This is a genomic window from Streptomyces syringium (assembly GCF_017876625.1).
Taxonomy (GTDB): domain Bacteria; phylum Actinomycetota; class Actinomycetes; order Streptomycetales; family Streptomycetaceae; genus Streptomyces; species Streptomyces syringius.
The window spans coordinates 6,663,308-6,686,079 of record NZ_JAGIOH010000001.1; the positions used below are offsets into that span (position 1 = coordinate 6,663,308).

23 protein-coding genes are annotated in these 22,772 nt (G+C 73.1%); 6 read left to right on the plus strand and 17 right to left on the minus strand.

The window, feature by feature from the left end; translation table 11 throughout:
* The 9 genes from JO379_RS29245 to JO379_RS29285 form a co-directional block, all read right to left on the minus strand.
* On the minus strand, positions 1-858 hold the full coding sequence (locus tag JO379_RS29245) for a class I SAM-dependent methyltransferase (RefSeq protein ID WP_209517731.1): 858 nt from the start codon (positions 856-858) through the stop codon (positions 1-3).
* Positions 855-2,552 carry a GH3 auxin-responsive promoter family protein gene (locus JO379_RS29250; RefSeq protein ID WP_130881187.1) on the minus strand — a complete coding sequence of 566 codons (1,698 nt, stop codon included), beginning with the start codon at positions 2,550-2,552 and terminating at the stop codon, positions 855-857. The genes JO379_RS29245 and JO379_RS29250 overlap by 4 nt, the downstream gene beginning before the upstream one ends.
* Positions 2,539-3,255, minus strand: a complete 717-nt coding sequence (locus JO379_RS29255) for an ATP-binding protein (protein WP_242626387.1) — start codon at positions 3,253-3,255, stop codon at positions 2,539-2,541. Before JO379_RS29255 ends, JO379_RS29250 begins: the two co-directional genes overlap by 14 nt.
* Before the next feature lie 195 nt (positions 3,256-3,450).
* Positions 3,451-4,371, minus strand: coding sequence for a PDDEXK family nuclease (locus JO379_RS29260; protein ID WP_130881186.1), 921 nt, complete (start codon positions 4,369-4,371; stop codon positions 3,451-3,453).
* A gap of 50 nt (positions 4,372-4,421) precedes the next feature.
* Entirely contained in the window at positions 4,422-5,399 is a 978-nt protein-coding gene (locus JO379_RS29265; protein WP_209517733.1) for an SCO2521 family protein, read from the minus strand.
* Positions 5,396-6,361 carry an SCO2522 family protein gene (locus JO379_RS29270; RefSeq protein WP_209517735.1) on the minus strand — a complete coding sequence of 322 codons (966 nt, stop codon included), beginning with the start codon at positions 6,359-6,361 and terminating at the stop codon, positions 5,396-5,398. The genes JO379_RS29265 and JO379_RS29270 overlap by 4 nt, the downstream gene beginning before the upstream one ends.
* The gene (locus JO379_RS29275) at positions 6,358-7,275 is read right to left on the minus strand and encodes an SCO2523 family variant P-loop protein (RefSeq protein WP_209517738.1); all 918 of its coding nucleotides are present in this window, start codon (positions 7,273-7,275) and stop codon (positions 6,358-6,360) included. Before JO379_RS29275 ends, JO379_RS29270 begins: the two co-directional genes overlap by 4 nt.
* Before the next feature lie 4 nt (positions 7,276-7,279).
* Positions 7,280-9,136 carry an SCO2524 family protein gene (locus JO379_RS29280; protein ID WP_209517739.1) on the minus strand — a complete coding sequence of 619 codons (1,857 nt, stop codon included), beginning with the start codon at positions 9,134-9,136 and terminating at the stop codon, positions 7,280-7,282.
* A gap of 67 nt (positions 9,137-9,203) precedes the next feature.
* Entirely contained in the window at positions 9,204-9,965 is a 762-nt protein-coding gene (locus JO379_RS29285; protein WP_130881181.1) for an SCO2525 family SAM-dependent methyltransferase, read from the minus strand.
* 426 nt (positions 9,966-10,391) lie between these two features.
* Here JO379_RS29285 and JO379_RS29290 point away from each other — a divergent pair, with 426 nt between their 5' ends.
* Positions 10,392-10,808, plus strand: coding sequence for a GNAT family N-acetyltransferase (locus JO379_RS29290; RefSeq protein ID WP_245381582.1), 417 nt, complete (start codon positions 10,392-10,394; stop codon positions 10,806-10,808).
* Positions 10,809-10,833: 25 nt separating this feature from the next.
* On the opposite strand, the gene JO379_RS29295 is transcribed toward JO379_RS29290, so the two are convergent.
* From JO379_RS29295 to JO379_RS29310, 4 genes are all read right to left on the minus strand, one after another.
* On the minus strand, positions 10,834-11,328 hold the full coding sequence (locus JO379_RS29295; RefSeq protein WP_307842225.1) for a MarR family winged helix-turn-helix transcriptional regulator: 495 nt from the start codon (positions 11,326-11,328) through the stop codon (positions 10,834-10,836).
* Between the two features lie 273 nt (positions 11,329-11,601).
* The gene (locus tag JO379_RS29300; RefSeq protein ID WP_209517745.1) at positions 11,602-12,615 is read right to left on the minus strand and encodes an acyl-CoA dehydrogenase family protein; all 1,014 of its coding nucleotides are present in this window, start codon (positions 12,613-12,615) and stop codon (positions 11,602-11,604) included.
* Positions 12,612-13,787, minus strand: coding sequence for an acyl-CoA dehydrogenase family protein (locus tag JO379_RS29305; RefSeq protein ID WP_130881177.1), 1,176 nt, complete (start codon positions 13,785-13,787; stop codon positions 12,612-12,614). The genes JO379_RS29300 and JO379_RS29305 overlap by 4 nt, the downstream gene beginning before the upstream one ends.
* On the minus strand, positions 13,787-14,761 hold the full coding sequence (locus tag JO379_RS29310) for an enoyl-CoA hydratase (RefSeq protein WP_130881176.1): 975 nt from the start codon (positions 14,759-14,761) through the stop codon (positions 13,787-13,789). Before JO379_RS29310 ends, JO379_RS29305 begins: the two co-directional genes overlap by 1 nt.
* A 46-nt stretch (positions 14,762-14,807) precedes the next feature.
* On the opposite strand from JO379_RS29310, the gene JO379_RS29315 reads away from it, so the two are divergent.
* Genes JO379_RS29315 through JO379_RS29325 form a run of 3 tightly spaced genes read left to right on the plus strand, consistent with a single transcriptional unit; the run spans position 14,808 to position 17,463 of the window.
* Positions 14,808-15,632: an SDR family oxidoreductase gene (locus JO379_RS29315; RefSeq protein ID WP_130881175.1), complete on the plus strand. Its 825-nt coding sequence runs from the start codon at positions 14,808-14,810 to the stop codon at positions 15,630-15,632.
* Positions 15,633-15,646: 14 nt separating this feature from the next.
* Complete coding sequence (locus JO379_RS29320; RefSeq protein ID WP_130881174.1) at positions 15,647-16,270, plus strand: TetR/AcrR family transcriptional regulator; 624 nt, start codon at positions 15,647-15,649, stop codon at positions 16,268-16,270.
* Positions 16,271-16,305: 35 nt separating this feature from the next.
* Positions 16,306-17,463 carry an acetyl-CoA C-acetyltransferase gene (locus JO379_RS29325; protein WP_130881173.1) on the plus strand — a complete coding sequence of 386 codons (1,158 nt, stop codon included), beginning with the start codon at positions 16,306-16,308 and terminating at the stop codon, positions 17,461-17,463.
* Here the strand turns inward: JO379_RS29325 and JO379_RS29330 are convergent.
* Genes JO379_RS29330 through JO379_RS29345 form a run of 4 tightly spaced genes read right to left on the minus strand, consistent with a single transcriptional unit; the run spans position 17,447 to position 20,929 of the window.
* The gene (locus JO379_RS29330; RefSeq protein ID WP_130881172.1) at positions 17,447-18,505 is read right to left on the minus strand and encodes an NAD(P)H-dependent flavin oxidoreductase; all 1,059 of its coding nucleotides are present in this window, start codon (positions 18,503-18,505) and stop codon (positions 17,447-17,449) included. The genes JO379_RS29325 and JO379_RS29330 overlap by 17 nt on opposite strands.
* Positions 18,502-19,272, minus strand: coding sequence for a CoA-transferase subunit beta (locus JO379_RS29335; RefSeq protein ID WP_207304034.1), 771 nt, complete (start codon positions 19,270-19,272; stop codon positions 18,502-18,504). The genes JO379_RS29330 and JO379_RS29335 overlap by 4 nt, the downstream gene beginning before the upstream one ends.
* On the minus strand, positions 19,269-20,117 hold the full coding sequence (locus JO379_RS29340; RefSeq protein ID WP_209518959.1) for a CoA transferase subunit A: 849 nt from the start codon (positions 20,115-20,117) through the stop codon (positions 19,269-19,271). Before JO379_RS29340 ends, JO379_RS29335 begins: the two co-directional genes overlap by 4 nt.
* 14 nt (positions 20,118-20,131) lie before the next feature.
* Positions 20,132-20,929, minus strand: coding sequence for an enoyl-CoA hydratase family protein (locus JO379_RS29345; protein WP_209517748.1), 798 nt, complete (start codon positions 20,927-20,929; stop codon positions 20,132-20,134).
* Between the two features lie 82 nt (positions 20,930-21,011).
* On the opposite strand from JO379_RS29345, the gene JO379_RS29350 reads away from it, so the two are divergent.
* Positions 21,012-21,830, plus strand: a complete 819-nt coding sequence (locus JO379_RS29350) for an SDR family oxidoreductase (RefSeq protein WP_209517750.1) — start codon at positions 21,012-21,014, stop codon at positions 21,828-21,830.
* Position 21,831: 1 nt separating this feature from the next.
* A complete protein-coding gene (locus tag JO379_RS29355) occupies positions 21,832-22,758 on the plus strand; it encodes an SDR family oxidoreductase (RefSeq protein ID WP_209517752.1) in 927 nt (308 codons plus the stop codon).
* The last annotated feature ends 14 nt before the right edge of the window (positions 22,759-22,772 follow it).

Sequence of the window (22,772 nt, forward strand, 5' to 3'; positions counted from 1 at the left end):
TCAGCGCTTCAGACCGTGGACGAAGAACACCCGGCTGACGCCGGGCTCCGACCGCGGGACCACCCGGTCGGACCAGCGCCCGAAGTCGGCTCCCTCCTCGCCCGGCTGTACGGCCCGCACCTCGTAGCCGTGGCGTGCGAAGAGCGCCTCGGGGTCGTCCGTGCCGGAGATCCAGGGGCAGCCCCAGCCGGCGAAGACGTCGAGGAGACCCTTCATATGGGGCTGGGTGAGGGCGGCCTCGTTGACGAGGTCGGCGGCGATGGTGCTGCCCGGCGCCGAGATGGCGGCGATACGCCCCAGCACCCGGTCGACCTCGTCCCCGGGCAGGTAGTAGAGCAGCCCCTCGACCAGCCAGACCGAGGGGACGGCCGGGTCGTAACCGGCCTCCCGCAGATCCCGCTCCCAGTCGGGCGAAGTGAGGTCGACGGCGACCTCGCGCCGGTCGACCCGCGGCGTTCCGGCCCCCAGCAGCCGCCTCTTGTGGCCGAGCACCGCCGGGCGGTCGAGCTCGAACCACCGGACGTGGCCGGGCCAGTCGAGGCGGTGGGCGCGTGAGTCCAGGCCGGCGGGGGCGAGCACGATCTGGGTCGTCCCCGGGGCGGCCGCGGCCCGCTGGAGAAGGTCGTCGAGGAAACGGGTGCGGATGGCGTTGTAGTCGGGGGTGCTCGGCAGCGTGCCGTCCTCACCGGGCGTCACGGCCGCGGCACGCACCTCGCCGAGCAGGGCCATGCCGGTGTCGCCGCACAGCGTCGCGGCGTAGGGGTCCTCGTAGAGCCGGTCGTCCCGCCGGGTCTCCACGGCGCGGAGGGCGGCGGTGAGCAGTGCGGTGCGCTCGACGGGGTCGTGCAGTGCGGTCACGGTTCGTTTCTCCCCAAAGGTTCGTTCGACGAAGGTGTGCCTTCGGTCAGCCGGGCCCACAGCTCCGGGTCCTGCCGGAACAGCCGGTCCTTGACCTGGGTGGGCCGGGTGCCGGCGGCGACGGTCCGCTGCCAGTCGCGCAGGAAGGCGTCCGCGTCGAGGCACAGCAGCAACGGTGCCCCGAGCCGGTTCCCGTCCCGCGCCTGCCGGTATCCGGCGGACTCGCCGCGCAGGGCGTCGTCGAGGCGTGCGGTGAAGCGTTCGCGTTCCTCGTCGTTCCAGGGGGTGAGCGGGGCGACCGCGAACTCGTAGCGCGACCGGTCGACGCGGCAGGCGACGTTGCGCAGTTCGAGGCCGCCCGCGCGCAGGGCGGTCTCGACGGCCCGGACGACCTGGGCGTCGCGCAACCCCTCTCCCGCGTGGTCGGAGCGGTTGCCGCGGCCGGTGTACTCCAGGCGGGGCACGCCCCCGTCGTGGTCCACGACACGGACCACGTCGCCGACGGCGTAGCGGTAGAGCCCGCCGACGTGGCTGAAGACCACGTGGTAGTCGCGGCCCGGTTCCAGCTCGTGCGGCCCGAGGGTCGCCGTGTCCGGGGCGAGGTCCTCGTCGGCGTCGGCGAACTCGTACACCGAGGCGGTGACGACCAGGCTGCCGGCGGAGGGGTGCCGGTCCAGGGCCACGCCGACGGGCCCCTCGGAGGCGGCCACGGGCGCGGGCAGCACGGTCACGCCGGGCCCGAACTGTTCGCGGAGCCTGGGGAGATAGAGCCTGGCCAGGCCGGTGGTCCAGCAGAAGATGGCGCGCATCCGGGGCCAGATGTGCGACGGGCGGACGGTGCCGTGGCGCTCGGCGAGCCGGTCGAGCGCTGCCGCGCGCTCCGGGTCGGGCGCGCCGTGGGGATGCCCGCCGAGGGTACCGTCGCGGATCTCCTTGACGATCCGCGGCCACCACAGGTTCAGCTGGTACGGCAGGGCGGCGACCATGGCCGGGTTGATGCCGATCACGCAGCGGACGTCGTTCTCCACGGCGAGGCGGAGCCGCAGATACATCTTCTCCAGGTGCTCGCCCGCTTCCACGGGGACCGGCAGGGTCGCCCAGGGGGCGCCCGTGCCGGGTTCGGCGGAGAGCGGCTCGCCGAACCTCTCGCCGAAGTCCACCTGACTCGCGCCCACATGAGGGCGTCCGGAGGCGGTGGTGGGCGGGGCCGCCAGCGGGTCGTGCTTGAGGTTGAGAACGGCGCCGGGGTGCTGGAGGACGTCCGGGAAATGTTCGATGAGCGGCGCCCACGCCGCGTAATAGAAGGGGAAGAACGTGGTGCGCATGAAGCGCGGCGTGACCGGGATCTTCTTGTGGGCACCGGTGCTGCCGCTGCTGGTGAAGAACACGGCGGGCTGATCGGCCGTGAGGACACCGGTCTCGCCTGCCGCGGCGCGCTCGATCCAGGGCTCCAGATCCGCGTACGTCTGCACCGGGACGGCTTTGCGGTAGTCGTCCAGGGTGCGGATGGCGCCGAAGCCGTGCCGTTTCCCGTACGCGGTGCCGGAATTGAATTCCAGGAGGTCGGCCAGGACAGCGCGCTGGTGGCCTTCAGGGTCGGCGAAGGCGGAGCGCAGCCGGGCGCGTTCGGCGAGGACCCGCTCTCGATAGCGGCGCACCCGGCCCGGGTCCGCCCAGGAATCAGCCAAGCTCATCGACAAGCACTCTCCGTATGGATTCGGCGGTGTGTACGGGGTCGTTCCGTTCCTCGACGACGGTCACCGGCAGGTCCCGGATCTCGTCCCACATGGCCTTGGCGAGGTCCGTCTGGTACCGGTGGAACTCGTCCCGGCGGGGCTGCGGACCGTAGTACTCCAGCGGGTTGAGGTCGGCGCCCTCACGGCAGCGCTGCCAGGCCGTCCCGGGCGTCACATCCAGATAGATCACACGACGTGGCCGGGGAAAGGAACGCCACCAGGCGAACATGGGGTGGTGGTCCGCCGCCCCGGCCAGCCGGCACTTGGCGAGGTACTTGTAGTAGTAGGAGTCGACGACGGCGGGCACCCGGGGATCGGAGCGCAGCAGCTCGTCGCGGAGATGGACGACGGCCGTCTGCACCATGGTGGTGAGGAAATCCGCCGACCACGCCTGCCCGTGGGGCGCGACCTCCCGGACGAGCTCCCGCCGCAGCCGGTTGAGCAAGGCGTGCTCGGGGGCCAGCAGCGTTCCGTCGACGGACAGCGTCCGCCACGCCGGAACCTCCCGGCCCAACGCGGCCAGCACCGTGGACTTTCCGGCATGGTCGGGCCCCAGCAGGACGCAGAATGGCACTCCGTTGGACAACGCGCGCGTGGACATCCGCTCCCCTTTCTCGACGGCGCAGAGAAGGGGCGTCGACGCCTCACCGGCGCTGGCCACGAGCCTCCTCGGAACAGCCAGCGAAACACGAAATGAACTAAGGAATTTGCGAGACTTCGGCCCCTTCGAACCGTTCAGCCCCTTCGGGACCCCTCTTCCACGTCTTCGCCGCCCTCGCCGAGTTCGTCCGCGAACCCATCGAGCGGGAAGGGGATCAGCTCACGCGCGACCCGAGCCGTGGGGCGGGGCCCGCGGTCACTGGCCCGCCTCCCACAGGTCGTTGAAACGGTGGACCCGGTCCGTCACCAGACCCTCGCGCACGTCCAGGGTCGTCTTGGCGACGACGGGGCGCGGCGTGTGCTCACTGCCCAGCGCCGGGCTGACCTCGTAACTCACACCGCCGTCGAAGACGATGAAGTCGAAGACCGGGTCCAGCATCGCCGCCGGCGGCAGCGTGCACATCGCCGCGACCCGCACCTCCACGCCGAGGTCCTCGTGGCTGCGGCAGACGGCCTTGATCCGCTCGTCCTGGAGCAGCTCGGGGTGGGCCACGATGAACAGCCTGCGCACCCGCACCCCCCGCTTGATCGCCTCGCGCTGCGCCCGCAGATAACGACGGCCCAGCTCGGTGGGCCAGAAGTCGGTGTCCATCGCGGTGCTCGTGGCGTCGATGCTGACCCCCGCGCTGCGGGTGAGCGTCAGCAGCCAGTCGTGGTCCTCGCCGTCGTAGGCGGCCTGGCCGCCGTGCAGGTCCTTCATCAGCTGGGCCAGCCGGCTGATCTCGGCCTGCGCGAAGTCGTAGATGATGTCCGGGCCGCCCACGCCGATCTCCGTGGCGTTGCGCACCAGCTGGGTGACCGCGTCGGTGCGCAGCGCCGAGCCCTCCACCAGGCCGAACAGCCGGGTCGCCTCGTTGATCCGGGAGAAGCCGCCGTCGACGAGCTTCTTCATGTCCTCGCTGTGCGACGTCAGCGACGTCTCGACCACCCCCAGGCGGCGGTCGAAGTCCGTCATGAACTGCACGATCAGCGACGCGCCACCGATGAATATCGAGATGGTCAGCCGCCATATCTCCGGCTGCCCGGTGAGCGTGGTCGTCAGATACGCGGCGCACCCGAGGATCACGGTGATCGCGGCCTTCTGAAGGAACGGCGGGATTCTCGTCGTACGTTCCATGTCTTCCCCCGATGGGTGTTCTTCCGGTGAGTGGGCCGTTCAGGTGCTCCCTACGCCTGGCACCTGAACGGGACGGCCCGCAGGGCCACTTGGTCGCGGATGCGCTGGACCAGCGTCTGCCACTGGCGGGTGAAGCCCGGGTGCCGTTCCAGACCGTCCCACAGCGGGGCCGGTCCGGCTCCCGTACGGGCACCGGGCATCCACAGGTGCAGCAGATGGTCCACGGCGGGCCGCAGGGCGAGCACCGCCTCGGTTCCCGCGGTCGACCCGAGCCGACTGCGGTCGATCATCCTTATCAGCGTCGTCAGGAGCCAGTCGTGCAGGGCCAGTTCCTCGCAGAAAGCGGCGATCTCCGCCGCGTCGAGACCCGCCGCGGAGATCCGCAGCGTCCGTAGCCCGTCGGCGGCGACGGTGAACTCCGCGGTCGGCGGGCCCTGCCCGGCCGCCGCGTGGACAGCGAACCACCGCAGCATGGTGCGGCGGGATTTGAAGGGCGCGCGCCGGTCCAGCAGCGGCTGCCCGAGGACGCGCGCGAGCAGCCGCTCCGCGATCGCCCCCAGATCGACCGTGGCGGCCGCGTGCCGGTCCGGCACGGCCGGCCGGGCGCCGAGGAAACCCGCCGCCACGTCGGGCACCGACAGCCGCCCGAGCGGCTGGACGACACCGGGACGCACCAGATAGTGCCCCCACGGCAACCGCCGGTCGGGGCCCGAAACGGGCGAGGAGAACCGGGCCGTCGCCTGGAGCACCCGGCCCTCGGTGAGCACCGCCCGCGCCTGCACCGTGCCCACCGCCCGTACCCGGCTGCCGGTGGCCGCGGGCAGCGCGCAGTCGACGCCGGTGAGCACCTCGGGGGAGACGGCGTACAGGTTCGGCCGCTCCGAGAAGCGCACCGCCTCGTCGGACCGGAGCCGGAGCAGTCGCACGGCCTCGGCGCGCGGCAGGGACGCCGACGTCTGCAACAGGCACGTGCGCACCTCGCCGCAGACGAACGCCTCGGGCCCGTCTCCCGCGCCGCCGCCCGTCATGGCTCGGCGTAGAAGGCGTAGGCGGCGCGGTCGGCGACCGCGGGGGGAACGGCGAAGCCCTCACGGTCCGCCCGCTCGGCGGTCTGACGCAATACCGCTTCCTCCAAGGCCACTTGGCCGAGGACGAGCCGTACCGCGTGCTCCACCGGAAGGAACCGCGAGGGAAGCACGGAGAACGTGCCATAGGCGGCGAACGGGGCGGCCGAGGCGTTGAGCCGCACCAGCGGCGGCAGGTCGTCCCAGTCGCGGGGGAAGGCACCGCGCTCGGGGCCCCAGGGAACAGCCTGCAACACCGGCTGCCCCTCGCGGCGTAACAAGCCCAGCCGTAACAGCTGCCAGACGGCGGCCAGGAACGGGCACGACCACGTACGGCCCCCCTCCCCGTCGTCCCACAGCTCCACGTCCATGAACACCGAATGCCGACGGGCCCCGGTCTCGACGGGCGCGGCCCAGGCGGTGGCGCCGCTCATCGCCTCCCCGCCGGCGGCCGGGGTCCGTTCGCCGTTGCACAGCCAGCCGATCTCCCGTACCGCCGGGCGGGAGCCGTTGCTCCCCACCGGTGGCGACTCGACCAGCCTGCCCTCCACCAGCGAGGCCGGCTCCACGCCGTCGGCCGCCGCGCACCCCGCCTCACGCGCCAGATAGTCGATGGTCAGGCCGCACGCCTTCGCCTCTGCCAGCAGCATCGGCATCAGCTCGGCGGGTGAGGAGAAACGGGTGAAGTAGTCGTCGACCAGAAAGCACGTACTCACCCGGGGCCGTCGGACCCCGGCCGCGCCCGCCAGGGACACCCGTGCCGCGTCCGCCCACGGCTTCACCCGCGTGAACTGCTCGCGCAGCCGCCCGGGCCCCGCCGCGAAGTCCTCCATGTAGAGATGACCCAGCTCCACGGACAGGTGCGACAGCGGCAGGGACTGCGTCCGCGGATCCGCGCTCTCCTCCCGGAAGGTCGTCCCCGTCACAGCGACTCCCAGGCCTTCTCGCCGGACAGCGCATCCGCCAGCCGCTTCAAGGCATCCCGGGTGCGGACGTTCGCCACCCGGCTGGTGAGCACGTCCTCGTCGGTGATCAACTGCTCGCGCCACTGGAGCACCGGCTCCAGCGGCACACTGCCCAGCACCTTCGTCACCCCGATGTCCAGCCGGGCCGCCAGCTCCTTGAGATCCTGGTCGCACCTGCGCAGCCAGGCCGCCTGGGGCGGCGGCACGTGCGCGAACAGCGCCGACTCGGGGTCCGGCACGGCCGCCCGGACGAACCGGATGGCGCTGCGCAGCCGGTCCGCCTCGTGCCCCCGCGTGACGCCTCCGGCCACCACCCCGCGCTCGCCGAACACCAGGCCGTGGGCGGCGATGATGTGCTGCCGCGTCCACCGGTGGAAGACCAGCCAGCGCACCCGCAGACCGCTGAACTCCTCCCGCGCGGTCGCCTCCAGCACCATGTCGACGGCGTAGGAACGGCCCGCGCTGAGATCGACCAGGATGATGTCGAACTCCTCCTCCAGCCGCAGGAAGAGCTCCGCGCACCGGCGCACGGTGGCCGGGTTCGTGGTGAACTCGCCGCCGCTGCGGTCGCCCGGCACCAGCACCAGCTGGCCCGCGCCGGTGGGGCGCGAGCGCAGCACGTCGTGCTCGGACTCGGCCCACACGTCCACCCGGTGCGGCTCGCCCGCCGTCCCTTGCAGATAGGAGTGCAGACCGCCTGCCTCGATGCCCCGCAGCGCCCCCGGCACGTCGAAGACGGCGGCGGCCGTGGGCGAGCCGAAGTCGAAGTCCAGGTAGCACACGTCGTCGCCGCCGAGCGCACGGCGATAGGCGATGTTCGCGCTCGTCACCGAGCGCCCGGTGCCGCCCTTGTCCGAGGCGGCGAAGACCAGCACGCCCCTACACCCCCCTCGACGCCGCGCGCCGCCCGAGCGCGATCTCGTCCAGCTGGCCGAGGACCTGCAGGGCCAGGGTGCAGGCGGTGCCGGGCCGGTCGTCGACGATCTGACGGGCGCGCCGCAGCTTCCCCTCGGCGACCGTCAACTGGTCGCTGAGGTCATTGCGCACGGACTCCTCCAGGGCCGGCGCGGGCTCCATCATCTCCTTGCCGAAGAGGTGGGACGCCTCGCTGAGCAGCGCCGTGGCGATGTCATTGAGCGTGCGGCTGCGGATCGGCGGCTGTTCGTACAGCCCCGCGGCCGCCACCATGCACTCCACCGTGCGCTCGGTCATGCTCCACGACAGCGGGGTGCCGGTCTGTGTCGACTGCGGATAGACCGCGCGGATGTTGTCCCAGAGGTTGGCGCCCGGGCCCGAGGGGATCCGGCGCTTCCAGAGGTGGTCCAGAATCTGCTCGGCGAGCCGCAGCAGCCGGTCGTGGGACTCTATGTTCCGCGAGAGGGCGCACAGTTGGATGGTGCGCTTGAGCAACTGGGCCGAGAAGTCCGTCATGGTCCACTGCATGGGCGGCCCGATGCTCTCGCTGCCCAGCAACGGCAGCCGCACCCCGGGGTGGTGCAGGGCGATGGCCGGATCGCCGTCGGTCATCCGCCGGGTGATCTTCGCGCGGACCGCGAGCTCCTCCATCACCGCGACGGTGCGCGTCAGGTCGTCGTCCGTGGCCCGTCGGCGCACCAGGTCCTGCACGAGAATGGCGGCCACCGAGAGGCTGAAGTACTCCGATTCCTGCACCCGCGCGGTCGCCCGCCAGGGGATGTCCTCCAGCGGCCAGCGTTCCTCACCGAACCGGGCCACCATCGACCAGTACTGCTGGGTGATCTCCCAGCGCAGTCGCAGCGCCTCCGCCAGCCGCTGCTGCTCGTCGTTGAGCAGTCCGAGGGTGAGGGTGCGCTCGGAGAACAGGTCGGCGATGCCGTCGAGGGCCACGACCGTGAAGTACAGGTACGGCACCTGGTGCGCCAGTCCCTTGGGCTGCGTCCCGACCGGCTCCGTGGTGTCGACCGGCGGGGCGTCCTGCACGAGCCCCCACGACCAGCCGCACTCCAGGAGGAGATTGTCGTTGTCCAGATCGCCGACCACATTGAGACCCAGGGTGATGTACTCCCGGATGGAGGCGCGCAGCGGCTTGAGCCGCTGCTGGAGCTGGTGCACGACCAGGCGGTTCGACAGCCCGTCCTGGTTCACCAGCGCGCACACCGCGCGGCCCTGCGGGGAGTCGGCGTCGAAGAGGTTCACCGTGAAGCTGCGCAGCAGGCTCACCATGGCGGCCGAGAGCCGGGTACGGGTGGCGGCCTCCAGCTTTTCGGCCATGTCCTGGACGTCCTTGCGGTGCACCTTCCGGGTCAGGACCTTCAGGAAACCCAGCGTCGCCAGCGACAGGGTGATCGACATGGAATAGGAATCGACGACTCCGAGAGCGCGCTGCTCCGGGGTGAGTTCGGCGGCGGGATCGACGGGTGAGAAATACCGGCCGCCCGCGAAACTCGGCACCGATGCCTCGTCCGTGTGGGTCCGGGTGAAATCCGTTATGGCGTCGATCAGCTTCCGCGGAATGTCGATGTTGTTGCCGACCCGCTGAAGGGCGGCCAGGACGTCCGCCGCTGTTTCGTCCGGCGCGTCCAGTCTGAACGCCGGTAATTCCGTCGCCGGATACATCAGACAGAGCAGTCGCTCGGCATCCTCGACACTGCTCGAATCAGCACCGGTATCGTCCGGGCGCCACACGCCTCGAGTGAACGACTGCCGGGCGACGGCCCGCCAGATCTCCAGCATGTGCTGGCGTGGTTGTATACGCATCCCCCGTACCCCTGCCCCTTTTCCCCGCTGTCCCGCCGTGGTGGAACCGGATGCTGATCCGCCGGATCTATCCGCGCCTGCCGCATGCCAGGATCATTCCCGTGTAACCCGAGCGAATGGGATCCTCCGGCAGCCCCACCCGGCTGATCCGCAGATCCTCGGCGAACGGCGCGAGGGCGCCGTGGACGTCCTCCGCGTCGACTCCGCACGCCGGGAACAGGAGATCGCCGACCTGGTACCCCTGTGAGTTCTCCATGAACGCGGCGGCGAAGGGCGCACCCGGGGTGAGCGCCCGGGCGAAGGCCGCCACCGCCCCCTCGAACTCCCGGTAGGCCGTGGACATCGACTCGGCCACGAAGAACATCGTGCCGATGCCCCACCGCTCGCGGGGCAGGTCGAACAGGTCTCCCTTGCCGACGGCGGCGGCCGACGCGACGGCCCCCCGGGGGTCGCTGACGGCCCGGTACTCCGGCCGCTCGGTGAACACCTCCCAGAAGGCGCCCCAGTTGGCGGAGAACGCGGCGACCTCACGCTCCAGCCACAGCACATTCTCCACGGAGTGCTCGTACAGCGTGATATTCGAACACCATGGCAAGAGGGACAACGCGGGATACAGATTCGTGCCGGCGCCGACGTCGATACCGGAATCGGGCCGGTCGGGATGCTTCCGGAAATGCTCGCAGAAGTAGTCGCGAACGGCCTCGATGATCTCTTGGTCTTCCTTCCGGAGGAAGGCGTAGTTGTGCTGGTGGTAAGCCCGGGAGTCGAATGAGTCCCAGGGGGCTTCTCGATTGAGCCCCTTGGTGTATCCCGCGGACGTGAGATCCATCTGTCGATGGTAGCGCTTGGGGGGTGCGGTGACACCCCGATGGGAGCGGGTGCGTACTGGACAGAACCCGCACCGCCGGGTACACCGGCAGCCGGGGTTGGGCAGGGGTGGGGCATACGCCATTGACCGTGGTGTGCCCGGACCTGTGATCGAATGACGGAGGATCTGGCTCTTCACCCGAAAGGATCAATACTCGTGGCATCGGCCCACGAAGGGAGCGCGATGAATCCCCTGTCCGACGACCGCAACCACAGGTCGTGCCGCACGACGGCACCTCGCACCGGCGAGCGTTATGCCCCCGGAGTCCGGGAATGTCGAGACATTCGTCAGCCCCGGGAAGTCCGGGAAGTCTCGGAAGGCGACCTTCCGCAACTGTTGCGGCTGGACCGCGCGGTATTCCAGGGCGCCGCCTATCCGTTCTTCGTCATGCGTCAGCTCTTCGACGTGCACCGTGAGCACCTACTCGTTCTGGAGGGCCCCGGAGACACAGGCCCCGGAGGCGAGGGGTCCGGCGAAAAACCCGGCGAGGGGCCCGCGCCCGGCGGCCCCCGGCTCCTCGGCTATGTGCTGGCCGGTGTCGTGCCCGGCGGCAAGGACGCCTGGATACTCGGCCTCGGCGTCGAGCCGGCCGAGCGCGGCCACGGGTACGGCAGACGGCTGCTGCGAGCGGGGCTCGCCCGGCTCACCGACCACGGTGTCGGCGAGGTGCGGCTGAGCGTCGAGCCGGCCAACCACGCCGCGATACGGCTCTACCGCTCCTTCGGCTTCATCGAGGCCGGGCGGCGGGACGACTACTTCGGCCCCCACGAGGACCGGCTCATCATGTCGCTGCCCCTGCGCTGACCCCCGCCGCCCCGGTGGGCACGGCTCAGGGCTGGAGCCCGCCGATCCGCCCCTCGAGCAGGACAAGGAGCTCGGCGAGGGTCTCCGCGAGCCGGCCCTGGCGCTCCTCGCCGAGCCCGGCCAGCAGGGCGCCCTCGTAGGCGACCTGATGCGGCACCAGCCGGTCGATGAGCGCGCCGCCGGGCTCGGTGAGCGACAGATGGGCGACCCGCCGGTCCCGGTCGTCGGGGCGGCGGGCGACGAGCCCGCGCCCTTCGAGCACCCGCAGCCGCTTGGTGACCGCGGCCCCGGAGGCGAAGGTCTCCCGCGCGATCTGCCCGGGCGTCAGCTCCCGGCCGGTGCGCCGCAGTGTGCCGAGGATGTCGAACTCCCCCCGCGTCAGCCCCTCGCTCGCCAGCGGGGCGTCGGTGGCCTGCTGGAGCAGCGCGGCACAGCGGTTCAGCCTGCCGATCACGGCCATCGGCGCGGTGTCGAGCCCGGGGTGGACCTGCTGCCACTGGCGCAGCACACGCGCGACGATGTCCTCGGCGTCCCCGCCGCCCCCGCCGCCCCCGCTGTCCCCGCTGTCCCCGCCGCCCCCGCCATCCCTGGCGCTCACGGCGCTCCCGGCGTACCCGGCGTCATGGCCCACGGTGTCGATCCTCTCCGGTCGGTGCACTGGAGAGTGATTCTGCCGCCTCGCGGGCGACGCGCCGAAGGAGGCCACGGTGTGCGCGTCCCGCGCCGGGGTGATCCGCCCGCATGTACCGGCGTGCGCCTTTGCCGCGCGGCGTCCTCGACCGTCGGACACGCCCTAAGCGTCGAACAGCTCCAGCGCGCGGGTCCGGCAAGCCGCCGGGGTTCCCCACGCCGTCCGCAGCGCCCGGGCCTTGCCGAGCCACAGGGACACGTCGCACTCGGCGGTGTAGCCGATCGCGCCGTGCACCTGCAGGGCGGTACGGGCGGCCGCGTACGCCGCGTCGCAGGCGGCGACCTTGGCCGCGGCGATCTCGGCCCCCGCGCCCGGTGCCCCGGACGCGAGGGCCACGGCGGCGCCGTGGAGCAGCGGCCGGGCGAACTCCAGGCCGAGCAGTGTGTCGGCCAGCCGGTGCTTGACCGCCTGGAACGAGCCGATGGCCGCCCCGAACTGGGTGCGCGCCTTGGCGTAGGCGACCGTGCGCTCCAGCAGCGCCAGCCCGACCCCGAGCGCCTGCGCGGCGGTCGCGAACGCGGCCCAGTCGGCGGCATGCGCGGCCGCGTCCCGCACCGCGGGGCCGCCCGCGAGCGGCCTACCGCCGGTGAGCGGGCGCGACAGCCGCCGCGCGGGGTCGAGCGAGGGCTGCACCGGACCGTGGCCGGTGGCGAGCCGCAGCGCGGGGTGGTCGCCCGTCACCACGAAGGTCGCGTCGGCGGCGTCCGCGTCCAGCGCGTACGGGCCGCCGGCCGCCAGGGCCACCGTCACCCTCGCCTTCCCGGAGCCGAGCCGGGGCAGCCACTCCTCGGCGGGCACCGGCTCGCCGCGCTCGGCGAGCCGGGACAGCAGAGCCACGGCGGTGACCGTCTCGACCAGCGGCCCGGGCACGGCATGGCGGCCCAATTCGACAAAAGCGACGCCCACTTCGACGGGCAGCGGTCCCATGCCGCCGTACGCGCGCGGCACGGCGACGGCGAGGACCCCGGCGTCCGCGAGCCGCTCCCACAGCGCGAGCCCCGGCCCGTGGTCGCCGCCCGCCCAGGCCCGGACGACCGCCGGGGTGCCGGCGGCGCCCAGCATCCGGTCGAGGGTGCGGCCGAATGCGGTCTGCTCGGTGTCCAACAGGAACTTCATGCGCGGCGCGTCCCCCTCGGCAGCCCGAGCAGCCGCTCGGCGATGATGTCCCGCTGGATCTCGTTGGTGCCCGCGTAGATCGGCCCGGCCAGGGAGAATGTGTAGCCGTCCGCCCAGGCGCCCCGCGCGGGCGCGTCCGCCGCGCCGTCGGCGAGCTCGCCGTACGGGCCGAGCAGGTCGAGGGCCGTTTCATGGAGGGCGAGGTCCAGCTCGGACCAGAACACCTTGGTGAGGCTGGACCTCGCGCCCGCCGCGCCGCCGTCGGCCGGGCGCGAGGCGTCCGCGTAGGCGGACAGCTGGTAGGCGCGGGCCCGGATCACGGCGTCGGCGACCCGGTCCCGCAGGGCCGTGTCGCCGCCATCGGCGCGAGCCCGCCACAGCCCGACGAGCCGGCGCGCGGCGGCCGTGAAGCGGCCGGGGCTGCGCAGGGTCGGCCCCCGTTCGTTGCCGGCCGTGCTCAGGGCGACGGACCAGCCCCGCCCGGGCTCGCCGATGACATCCTCGTCGGGCACGAAGACGTCGTCGAGGAAGAGTTCCGCGAAGGCGGGCTTGCCGTCGAGGCGCCGCACGGGCCGCACGGTCACCCCGTCCGCGTCGAGCGGGAACATCACATACGTGAGCCCCCGGTGCGGCCGGTCCGCGTCGGGGTGGGTGCGGAACAGTCCGAACGCGCGGTCGGCGAAGGCGGCCCGCGAGGACCACGTCTTCTGCCCCCTGAGCAGCCAGCCGCCCGCCGTGCGCACCCCGACGGACCGCAAGGAGGCGAGGTCGGAACCGGCCTCCGGCTCGGACCAGGCCTGTGCCCAGATCGTCGCACCGCTCGCCATGGCGGGCAGGACGCGGGCCCGCTGCTCGTCACTGCCGTGCTCGAAGAGGGTGGGGGCGAGGAGGTGGATGCCGTTCTGGGCGACCCGGGCGGGCGCGCCGGCCGCGTAGTACTCCTCCTCGAAGACCAGCCACTCCAGCAGCGAACGGTCCCGGCCGCCGTACGCGGACGGCCAGGACACCGCCGACCAGCGGCCGGTGGACAGCGTCCGCTCCCATGCCCGGTGCTCGGCGAACCCCTCCTCGGTCTCCAGTGAGCGCAGGGGCGCCCGGGGCACGTGGGCCGCCAGCCAGGCGCGGGCCTCGTGGCGGAAGGCGTCCTCGGCGGGCGTGAAGTCGAGGTCCATCAGCGGTGAGTTCCCCCTTGTCCCTCCGGCGGCGCGGGGGTGCCCGCCCGTGCCTTCATCGCGGCGACGTCCATCCCGCCGAGCGGATCGGCGGCGGTCTCCGCGTTGTGCGCGTGTGCCAGGTGGTGCAGCCCGAACACCGAGTCCAGGCCGCTGTGCAGCCCCTGGAGGTCCTCGGCCTGGTTGACGGCACGCTTGGCGAGGGCGAGGCCCATGCGGGGCATCTCCGCCACACGCTCGGCCAATTCGCGTGTGCACGCGGTGAGTTGCTCGCGGGAGACGACGCGGTTGACCATCCCCACCTCGTGCGCCCGCCGCGCGCTCATCCGGTCGCCGGTGAAGAGGAACTCCTTCGCGATCCGCGGCGGCATCACCCACGGATGGGCGAAGTACTCGACGCCGGGGATGCCCATCCGGACGACCGGGTCGGCGAAGAAGGCGTCCTCGCTCGCCACGATCAGATCGCACACCCAGGCCAGCATCAACCCGCCCGCCACACAGGCCCCCTGGACGGACGCGATCACCGGCTTCGGCAGCTCGCGCCAGCGGCGGCACATGCCCAGATAGACCTCCGACTCACGGGCGAAGCGACGCTCCGCACCCGCCTTGTCGCAGTGGTCCCACCACAGCCCCGCCCGGCGGGCGAAGGGGGCATCGGCGTCGCGCCCCGGGGAGCCGATGTCATGGCCCGCGGAGAAGTGCCGGCCCGCCCCGGCGAGGACGACGACCTTGACCCCGTCGTCGGCGGCGGCAGCGGAAAAGGCGTCGTCGAGGGCGTAGGTCATCGCGGAATTCTGGGCGTTGCGGTACTCCGGCCGGTTCATGGTGACGGTCGCGACCGGGCCCCGCCGCGCGTAGCGCACCACCGGGTCCCGCGACGCGTCGTCGGGCGGCGCCCCGCGGTCCGGGCCGTGGCCGGGCCCATGGGTCAGGTCGCCGTCGGGGGCATGGTCGGGGTCATGGTCGGGGGCCATCCGCCACTCCTTCCCTAACAAGTGTTTGGTAGGTTAACGTACGGCCATGAGCAGCGTCGAGGAGTCCGTGGCGCCCGCCGCCCGCCCCGCGGGTCCGCCGCCCTATCTCCCCGGTCACCATCTGCTGGCCGGCCGCACCGCCGTCATCACCGCCGCCGCCGGCGCCGGCATCGGCGGCGCCACCGCCCGCCGCTTCCTCGAGGAGGGCGCCCGCGTCGTGCTCGGCGACGTCCACGCGCGCCGACTGCGGGGCTGCGTCGCCACGCTCGCCGAAGCGTTCGGCGCCCGCTCCGTCGCCGGGCTGACCTGCGACGTCACCGACGAGACCCAGGTCGCCGCCCTGTTCGACCTCGCCGAGGAGCGGCACGGCGGCCTCGACATCGTCGTCAACAACGCCGGGCTCGGCGGCACCGCCGATCTGGTGGACATGACCGACGAGCAGTGGGACAAGGTCCTCGACACCACCCTCACCGGCACCTTCCGCTGCACCCGCGCCGCGCTGCGCCGGCTGCGCCACGGCACCGGCGGCGGGGTCGTCGTCAACAACGCCTCCGTCATCGGCTGGCGCGCCCAGCGCGGCCAGGCCCACTACGCCGCCGCCAAAGCCGGCGTCATGGCCCTCACCCGCTGCGCCGCCGTGGAAGCCGCGGCCTACGGGGTGCGCGTCAACGCCGTCTCCCCGAGCCTGGCCATGCACCCGCACCTGGCGAAGGTCACCACACCGGAACTGCTCACCGAGCTGACCGGGCGCGAGGCGTTCGGGCGTTACGCCGAGCCCTGGGAGATCGCCAATGTGATCGTCTTCCTCGCCAGCGGCTACTCCTCGTACATGACCGGCGAGACGGTCTCCGTCAGCAGCCAGCGCGCGTGACCGACAATGAGAGAGTGCCGACGAACAGCAAGAAGACCACCGCGAACCCCGCACACGGGCGGCGCCGCGAGCTCCTCGCGACCGCCGCCGAGGTGTTCGCCACGCAGGGCTACAACGCCACCACCGTCCGCCGGATCGCCGACGAGGCGGGGCTGCTCGCGGGCAGCCTCTACTACCACTTCGACTCCAAGGAGTCGATGCTCGACGAGATCCTCTCCGGCTTCCTGGACGAGCTGTGGACCGGCTACGACGCCGTGCTCGACGCCGGTCTCGGCCCCCGGGAGACCATCGAGGCCCTCGTCACCGAGTCCTTCCGGGAGATCGACCGGCACCGCGCCGCCGTCGCCATCTACCAGAAGGAGTCCCGGCACCTGGTCACCCAGCCCCGCTTCGGCTATCTCGTGGACTCGCAGCGGAAGTTCGAGAAGGCCTGGCTGGGCACGCTGGAGCGCGGCGTGGCCGACGGGTCCTTCCGCGCCGACCTCGACATCCGGCTCGCCTACCGCTTCGTGCGCGACACCGTGTGGGTCGCCGCGTCCTGGTACCGGCCGGGCGGGACGCACAGCCCGGAGGAGATCGCCCGTCAGTACCTGTCGATGGTGCTGGACGGCATCGCCGGGAGGGAACCGGCCGCATAGGGCCCGCACGGGCATCATCTGTCGAAGGAGCAGCCATGGCCGAGGCGTACATCGTCGGAGCGGTACGCACCCCCGTCGGCAAACGGAACGGCGCGCTCGCGTCCGTTCACCCCGCCGACCTCGGGGCGCACGTGCTCACGGCGCTGATGGAGCGTACGGGGGTGGACCCGGGCGCCGTCGAGGACGTCGTCTTCGGCTGTCTCGACGCGGTCGGGCCGCAGGCCGGTGACATCGCCCGGACCAGCTGGCTGGCCGCCGGGCTCCCGGAGGAGGTGCCCGGCGTCACCGTCGACCGGCAGTGCGGCTCCTCCCAGCAGGCCGTCCACTTCGCGGCCCAGGCCGTGCTCTCCGGCACCCAGGACCTGGTCGTCGCGGGCGGCACGCAGAACATGTCGCAGATCCCCATCGGCTACGCCACCCGCCGGGCCACCGAGCCCCTGGGGATGACCGAGGGGCCGTTCGCCGGGTCGCGCGGCTGGCGGGAACGCTACGGCGACCGGCCCGTCAGCCAGTTCCACGGCGCCGAGCTGATCGCCGAGCGGTGGGGCATCACCCGCCCGGCCATGGAGGAGTTCGCCCTCCGCTCGCACCGGCGGGCGGTGCGGGCCATCGACGAGGGCCGCTTCGACCGCGAACTCGTCGCGTACGGCGAGGTGCGCACCGACGAGGGCCCGCGCCGCGACACCACGCGGGAGAAGATGGCGGCCCTCGCGCCCGTGATGCCCGGCGGGCGGCTGACCGCGGCCCTCTCCTCACAGGTCTCGGACGGTGCGGCGGCCATGCTCCTCGCGAGCGAGCGCGCCGTGCGCGACCACGGGCTGACCCCGCGCGCCCGGATCCACCACCTCTCGGTCCGGGGCGAGGACCCGATCCGGATGCTGTCCGCGCCCATTCCCGCCACCGCGCACGCGCTGAAGAAGACCGGCCTCGCGATGGCCGACCTCGACCTGGTCGAGATCAACGAGGCGTTCGCCCCCGTGGTCCTGGCCTGGCAGCACGAGACGGGCGCCGACCCGGACCGGGTCAACGTCAACGGCGGCGCGATCGCCCTCGGACACCCGCTGGGCGCCACCGGCGTCAAGCTGATGACCACCCTGCTGCACGAACTGGAGCGCACCGGCGGGCGCTACGGCCTCCAGGTGATGTGCGAGGGCGGCGGCCAGGCGAACGTCACCATCATCGAGCGGCTGTGACCGGCGGGAGGCCCGCGAGCGTCTCGTGGGCCTCCCGCATCACGCGCTCCACCAGCTCCGCGCAGGACGGCAGGTCCTCGACGAGGCCCGCGACCTGCCCCGAGGCCATCACCCCGAGGTCCGTACGGCCGTCCACCATGGCGGCCTTGAGCAGCATCGGGGTGTTCGCGGCCAGCAGCACCTGGCTCCAGGTGAGGTCCCTGCCGTGCCGCATGGCCAGCCCGTCGCGCACCATGCGGCGCCAGGTCAGCCCGGAGACCGCGCGGAAGGACGCGGCGTGCCGCACCGCCCGCAGCAGGGACCGGGCCCGGCCCGAGCGCTCCAGGGCGTCGACGAACGGGGTGCGCAGCATGCGGTGGGGGAGGCCGTCGACCTTCGTGGTGACCGTGACGTCCCCGACGGACGCGGCGAGGTAGGCGGCCTTCACCGCCGCCGGGACCGTGCTGTCGGCCGTGAGCAGGAACCGGGTCCCCATCGCCACCCCCGCCGCCCCGAAGGCGAGGGCCGCCACCAGGCCCCGGCCGTCGTGGAAGCCGCCTGCCGCGACGACCGGGATGTCCACCGCGTCGACCACCTGAGGCAGCAGGACCGTGGTCGCCACGCCCCCGGTGTGGCCGCCGCCCTCGCCGCCCTGCACGACGACGGCGTCCGCGCCCCATGCCGCGACCTTCTCCGCGTGCCGCCGCGCGCCCACCGAGGGCAGGACGACGACTCCGGCGTCCTTGAGACGGGCGATCAGTTCGCGGGAGGGGGCGAGCGCGAAGGAGGCGACCTTCACGCCCTCGCCGATGATGATCCGCACCCGTTCCTCCGCGTCCCCCGCGTCCGCGCGGAGGTTGACGCCGAACGGGCGGTCGGTGCGCAGGCGCACCTCGCGGACCGCCTCTCTGAGCCGGTCGGGCGTCATGGTGGCGGAGCCGAGGATGCCGAGGGCCCCCGCGTTCGCCGTCGCCGCGACGAGGCGCGGGCCCGCGACCCAGCCCATGCCGGTCTGCACGAGGGGATGGCGGACACCGGTCAGGTCGGTGAGCGCGGTCCTCATCGGGGTACCTCCCGCGCGCGCAGCCCGGCCGGGTCGACGACCTCGCGGATCAGCCGCAGTTCACGGTGGGTCGGCTCGCGGGTGCGCGGCACGTCGCCGGGGACGTCGAGGGGGAAGCCGGTCGCCGCCCGCAGCTCGGCGGGCGTGACCCCGGGGTGCAGGGAGCGCACGCGCATCGTACGGTCCGGGGTCTCGAAGTCGAGCACGGCCAGATCGGTGACCACGCGGGGGATGCGGTGGAAGCGGGTCGCGGAGGGCCCGGCCGCCGCCGCCCGGTCGTAGCCGACCCCGCACACCATGTCGACCCGGTCGACCAGCACCCGGGGGGAGTGCCGCGGGATCCAGTAACTGGTGGGGTTGTTGAGGGTGTTGACGGGCGCGCCGCGCACCCCGAGGAGCTGGCGGTCGGGCCGCTTCCAGTCGCCGATGCAGGAGATGTTCTGGTTGCCGTGCCGGTCCAGTTGGCTTGCGCCCATCATCACGTGCCGGCTGCCGCCGGTGACCAGCGCCAGGTGCCGGCGGTACGGCAGCCAGCCCTCGCTCACCCGCGACGCCGCCCCCAGCGCGGGCACGTCACCCATCAGCATCGCCTCGCCGTCGGTCAGCAGCAGACCGGGGGAGAAGGTGAGCTTCGCGAGCCGCGCGCCGGCCGTCGGGACGAGCCCCATCGGGGCGGCCAGGATCTCCCCGGCGCCGCGCCACGCCTCCGCGCAGGCGACCACGCAGTACTCGGCACGGGTCACGCCCGTCCTCGCGCCCTCGCTCACGCGCCCTCCCCGGTGAAGGCCGCGACGGCGGCCCGGTAGTCGTCCTCGTCCCCCGACAGGAAGCGGCCCGCGAACTCGCCCCAGGCCACGGGGTCGGCGGCGGCCTTGGCGTACGCGGTCTGGAACGCCTCGTCCCGGTTGTAGTCCGGGGCGCAGGAGGTGAAGTGCGCCCCGCCCGGCGCCTCGATGACCCCGGTGACGCAGTGCCGTGCGATCAGCAGGGTCTGCGGGCCGCCGGCGGGCGCGAAAGCGGCGCTGTCCACGACCTGTTCGCAGGAGACGTACGCCTCGCGGGCGGCCTCGCAGAAGAGGTCGTCGAAGTACGGATCGGGGCCCAGGTACTGGGCGTTGCCCCGCGCGTCCGCCCGGTTGAGGTGGACCAGGGCCGCGTCCAGGGTCAGCGCGGGCACGGCGAGGAGCTCCTCCCCGTCCGCGTACGGCGAGGTGACCGTCCGCAGGTGGGGGTTGACCGTCATGACGTCGGAGCCGAGACCGGCCCGGACGGGCAGGAAGGGCAGCCGGTGCGCGGCGGCCGTCAGCCCCCACATCAGCATCGCCTCGTCCAGCTCCGTCAGCTCCAGGCGACCGCTCTGCCGGGCGGCCCGGAAGTGCGGTTCGAGGGGCACGGAGTCGAGCGTGACGAAGGCGGTCACGAGCCTGGCGATCCGCCCCGCCGCCGCCAGCAGGCCCACGTCGGGTCCGCCGTAGGACACGACGGTGAGATCCGTCAGATCCGACCGCAGCAGCGCGCGGACGAGCGCCATCGGCTTGCGCCGCGAGCCCCAGCCGCCGATGCCGACGGTCATGCCGCTCTCCAGCCGGCCGACGGCCTCGTCGGCGGTCATCAGCTTCCCACCGGTCACGGCTCCTCCTGGGGTTCCGTCGCGGATGTCCCCGGCAGCCGGGACGGCTGGGACCTCCCGGAGACGAAGGCCTCGCGGTGCCGGTCGGCCACGCCGGTGAGCGCGGCCTCGAAGGTGAAACCCTGCTCGAAGCGGTAGCCGCGGTGGACGTCGACCGGGTCGATGCCGTTGAGGGCGGCCTTGGCGAGCCGGATCAGCGAGCCGTCCTTGGCCGCGATCTCGCGCGCCAGCTCCAGTGCCGCCGTCAGGAGTTCGCCGGGCGGTACGACCCGCCACACGGAACCGTGCCGGTGCAGCTCCCGCGCGGTGACGGTGCGCGAGGTGTAGTACAGGGTGCGCAGCAGATGCTGGGGCACGAGCCGGGCGAGATGGGTGGCGGCGCCGAGCGCGCCCCGGTCCAGCTCGGGCAGGCCGAAGGTGGCGTCCTCGGTGGCGACGACGGCGTCGGCGTTGCCCACGAGCCCGATCCCGCCGCCGAGGCAGAAGCCCCGCACGGCGGCGACGACCGGCACTTCGCAGTCGTACACGGCCGAGAACGCGGCGGCGCAGCCCCGGTTGGCGCCGATCAGCGCCCGGTGGCCCGGGCCGCGCTGGATCTCTTTGAGGTCGACCCCCGCGTTGAAGCCGCGCCCGGCGGCGGCCAGGACGACGCAGCGGACGGCCGGATCGGCGCCCGCCGCGCGCACGGCCCCGGCCAGCTCGTACCAGCCGCGCACGGGAACGGCGTTGACGGGCGGGAAGTCCACGGTGACGACGGCGATGCCCGCTTCGGGGCGGGAGGTGGAGACACCCATCAGTGGATCAGCTACCTTTCCACCAAACGTTTGTTAGGGGCGAAGGTAGCAGCGGATCGTCCGGCGCGGGAGGTGGTACGGGATGAGTGGAGCGCTCGACCTGGACGGACGCGTCGCCGTCGTCACCGGCGGGACGCGCGGCGTCGGCGCGGGCATCGCGCGGGCGCTGCTGCGCGCCGGGGCACGGGTGGTGGTCTGCGCCCGCCGCCCACCGGACGAGCCGGTCACGGCCGACGGGCGGACCGCCTGCTTCCGACCGGTGGACGTACGCCGGCCGGCCGCCGTGCAGCCCCTCTTCGACGAGCTGGCGTCGGCCTTCGGCCGGCTGGACCTGCTGGTCAACAACGCCGGTGGCGCGCCCTTCCGGCTGCTCGAGGACGCGGACGCCGAGCGCCACGCGCGCGTGCTCGAACTCAACCTCACCGCACCGCTGACCGTCTCGCTCGCCGCCCACCGGGTGATGCGCCGGCAGCCGGCCGGCGGCTGCGTCCTGATGATCGGGAGCGTGAGCGGCACCCGCCCGTCACCGGGCACGGCGGCCTACGGCGCCGCCAAGGCCGGGCTGGAACACCTCGCCCGCACGATGGCGGTGGAGTGGGCACCGGCCGTACGCGTCAACACCCTCGTCCTCGGCATGGTCCGCACGGAATCGGCCCACCTGCACTACGGCGACACGGCGGGCGTCGCCGCCGTCGCCCGCACCGTCCCGGCCGGGCGCCTCGCCGAACCCGACGAGATCGGCGACGCCGTGGTCTTCCTCGCCTCCGACCGCGCGTCCTACATCACCGGCGCCAGCCTTCTCGTCCACGGCGGCGGCGAACGCCCGGCGTTCCTGGCCGCGGCGCGTGCCCATCCTTCAGCCCCTTCAGCCCCTTCAGTCACGACCTTCGAGGAGCCCTGAGATGACCGGAATCTGCGCGGGCCGCGTCGCCGCCGTCACCGGCGCCGGCCGCGGTCTCGGCCGGGCGCACGCCCTCGCGCTCGCCGCCGAAGGCGCCCGGGTCGTCGTCAACGACCTCGGCGTCGGGCCCGGCGGGGAGGGCGGCTCGGCGGGCCCCGCCCGGCAGGTCGTCGACGAGATCCGCGCCTGCGGCGGCGAAGCCGTCGCCCACAGCGGCGACATCGCCACCACCGAGGGCGCCGCCTCGCTCCTCGCCACGGCCCTCGACGCCTACGGCCGGCTCGACACGCTCGTCAACAACGCCGGGTTCCTGCGCGACCGGATGCTCGTCAACCTCGACGAGGACGACTGGGACGCGGTTCTGCGCGTCCACCTCAAGGGCCACTTCCTGCCGCTCAAGCACGCGGCCGGGTACTGGCGCGCCGAGCACAGGGCGGGCCGCGCCCGCCGGGCCCGCGTCGTCAACACCACCTCCGGCGCGGGTCTGCTGGGCAGCGTGGGGCAGGGGAACTACGCCGCCGCGAAGGCCGGGATCGTGGCCCTCACCCTCGTCGCCGCCGCCGAACTGGCCCGCTACGGCGTCCAGGTCAACGCCGTCGCCCCCGCCGCCCGCACCCGCATGACCGAGCAGACGTTCGCCGACGCCATGGCCGCGCCCACGACCGGATTCGACGCCATGGCCCCCGGGAACGTCTCCCCGCTGGTGGTGTGGCTCGCCTCCGCGGACTCCGCCGGCGTCAGCGGCGAGGTCTTCGAAGCGGAGGGCGGCCGCATCACCGTCATGGAGGGCTGGCACCCCGGCCCCACCACCGACAAGGGCCGGCGCTGGACACCGGCCGAGGCGGGCGGCGCGGTACGGGAGCTGCTGCCGGGGCTGCGGGAGCCCGGAGCGGTGTACGGGGCTGCGGCTGCCCCGCCCCGCGACTGAGGACAGGCGACCGA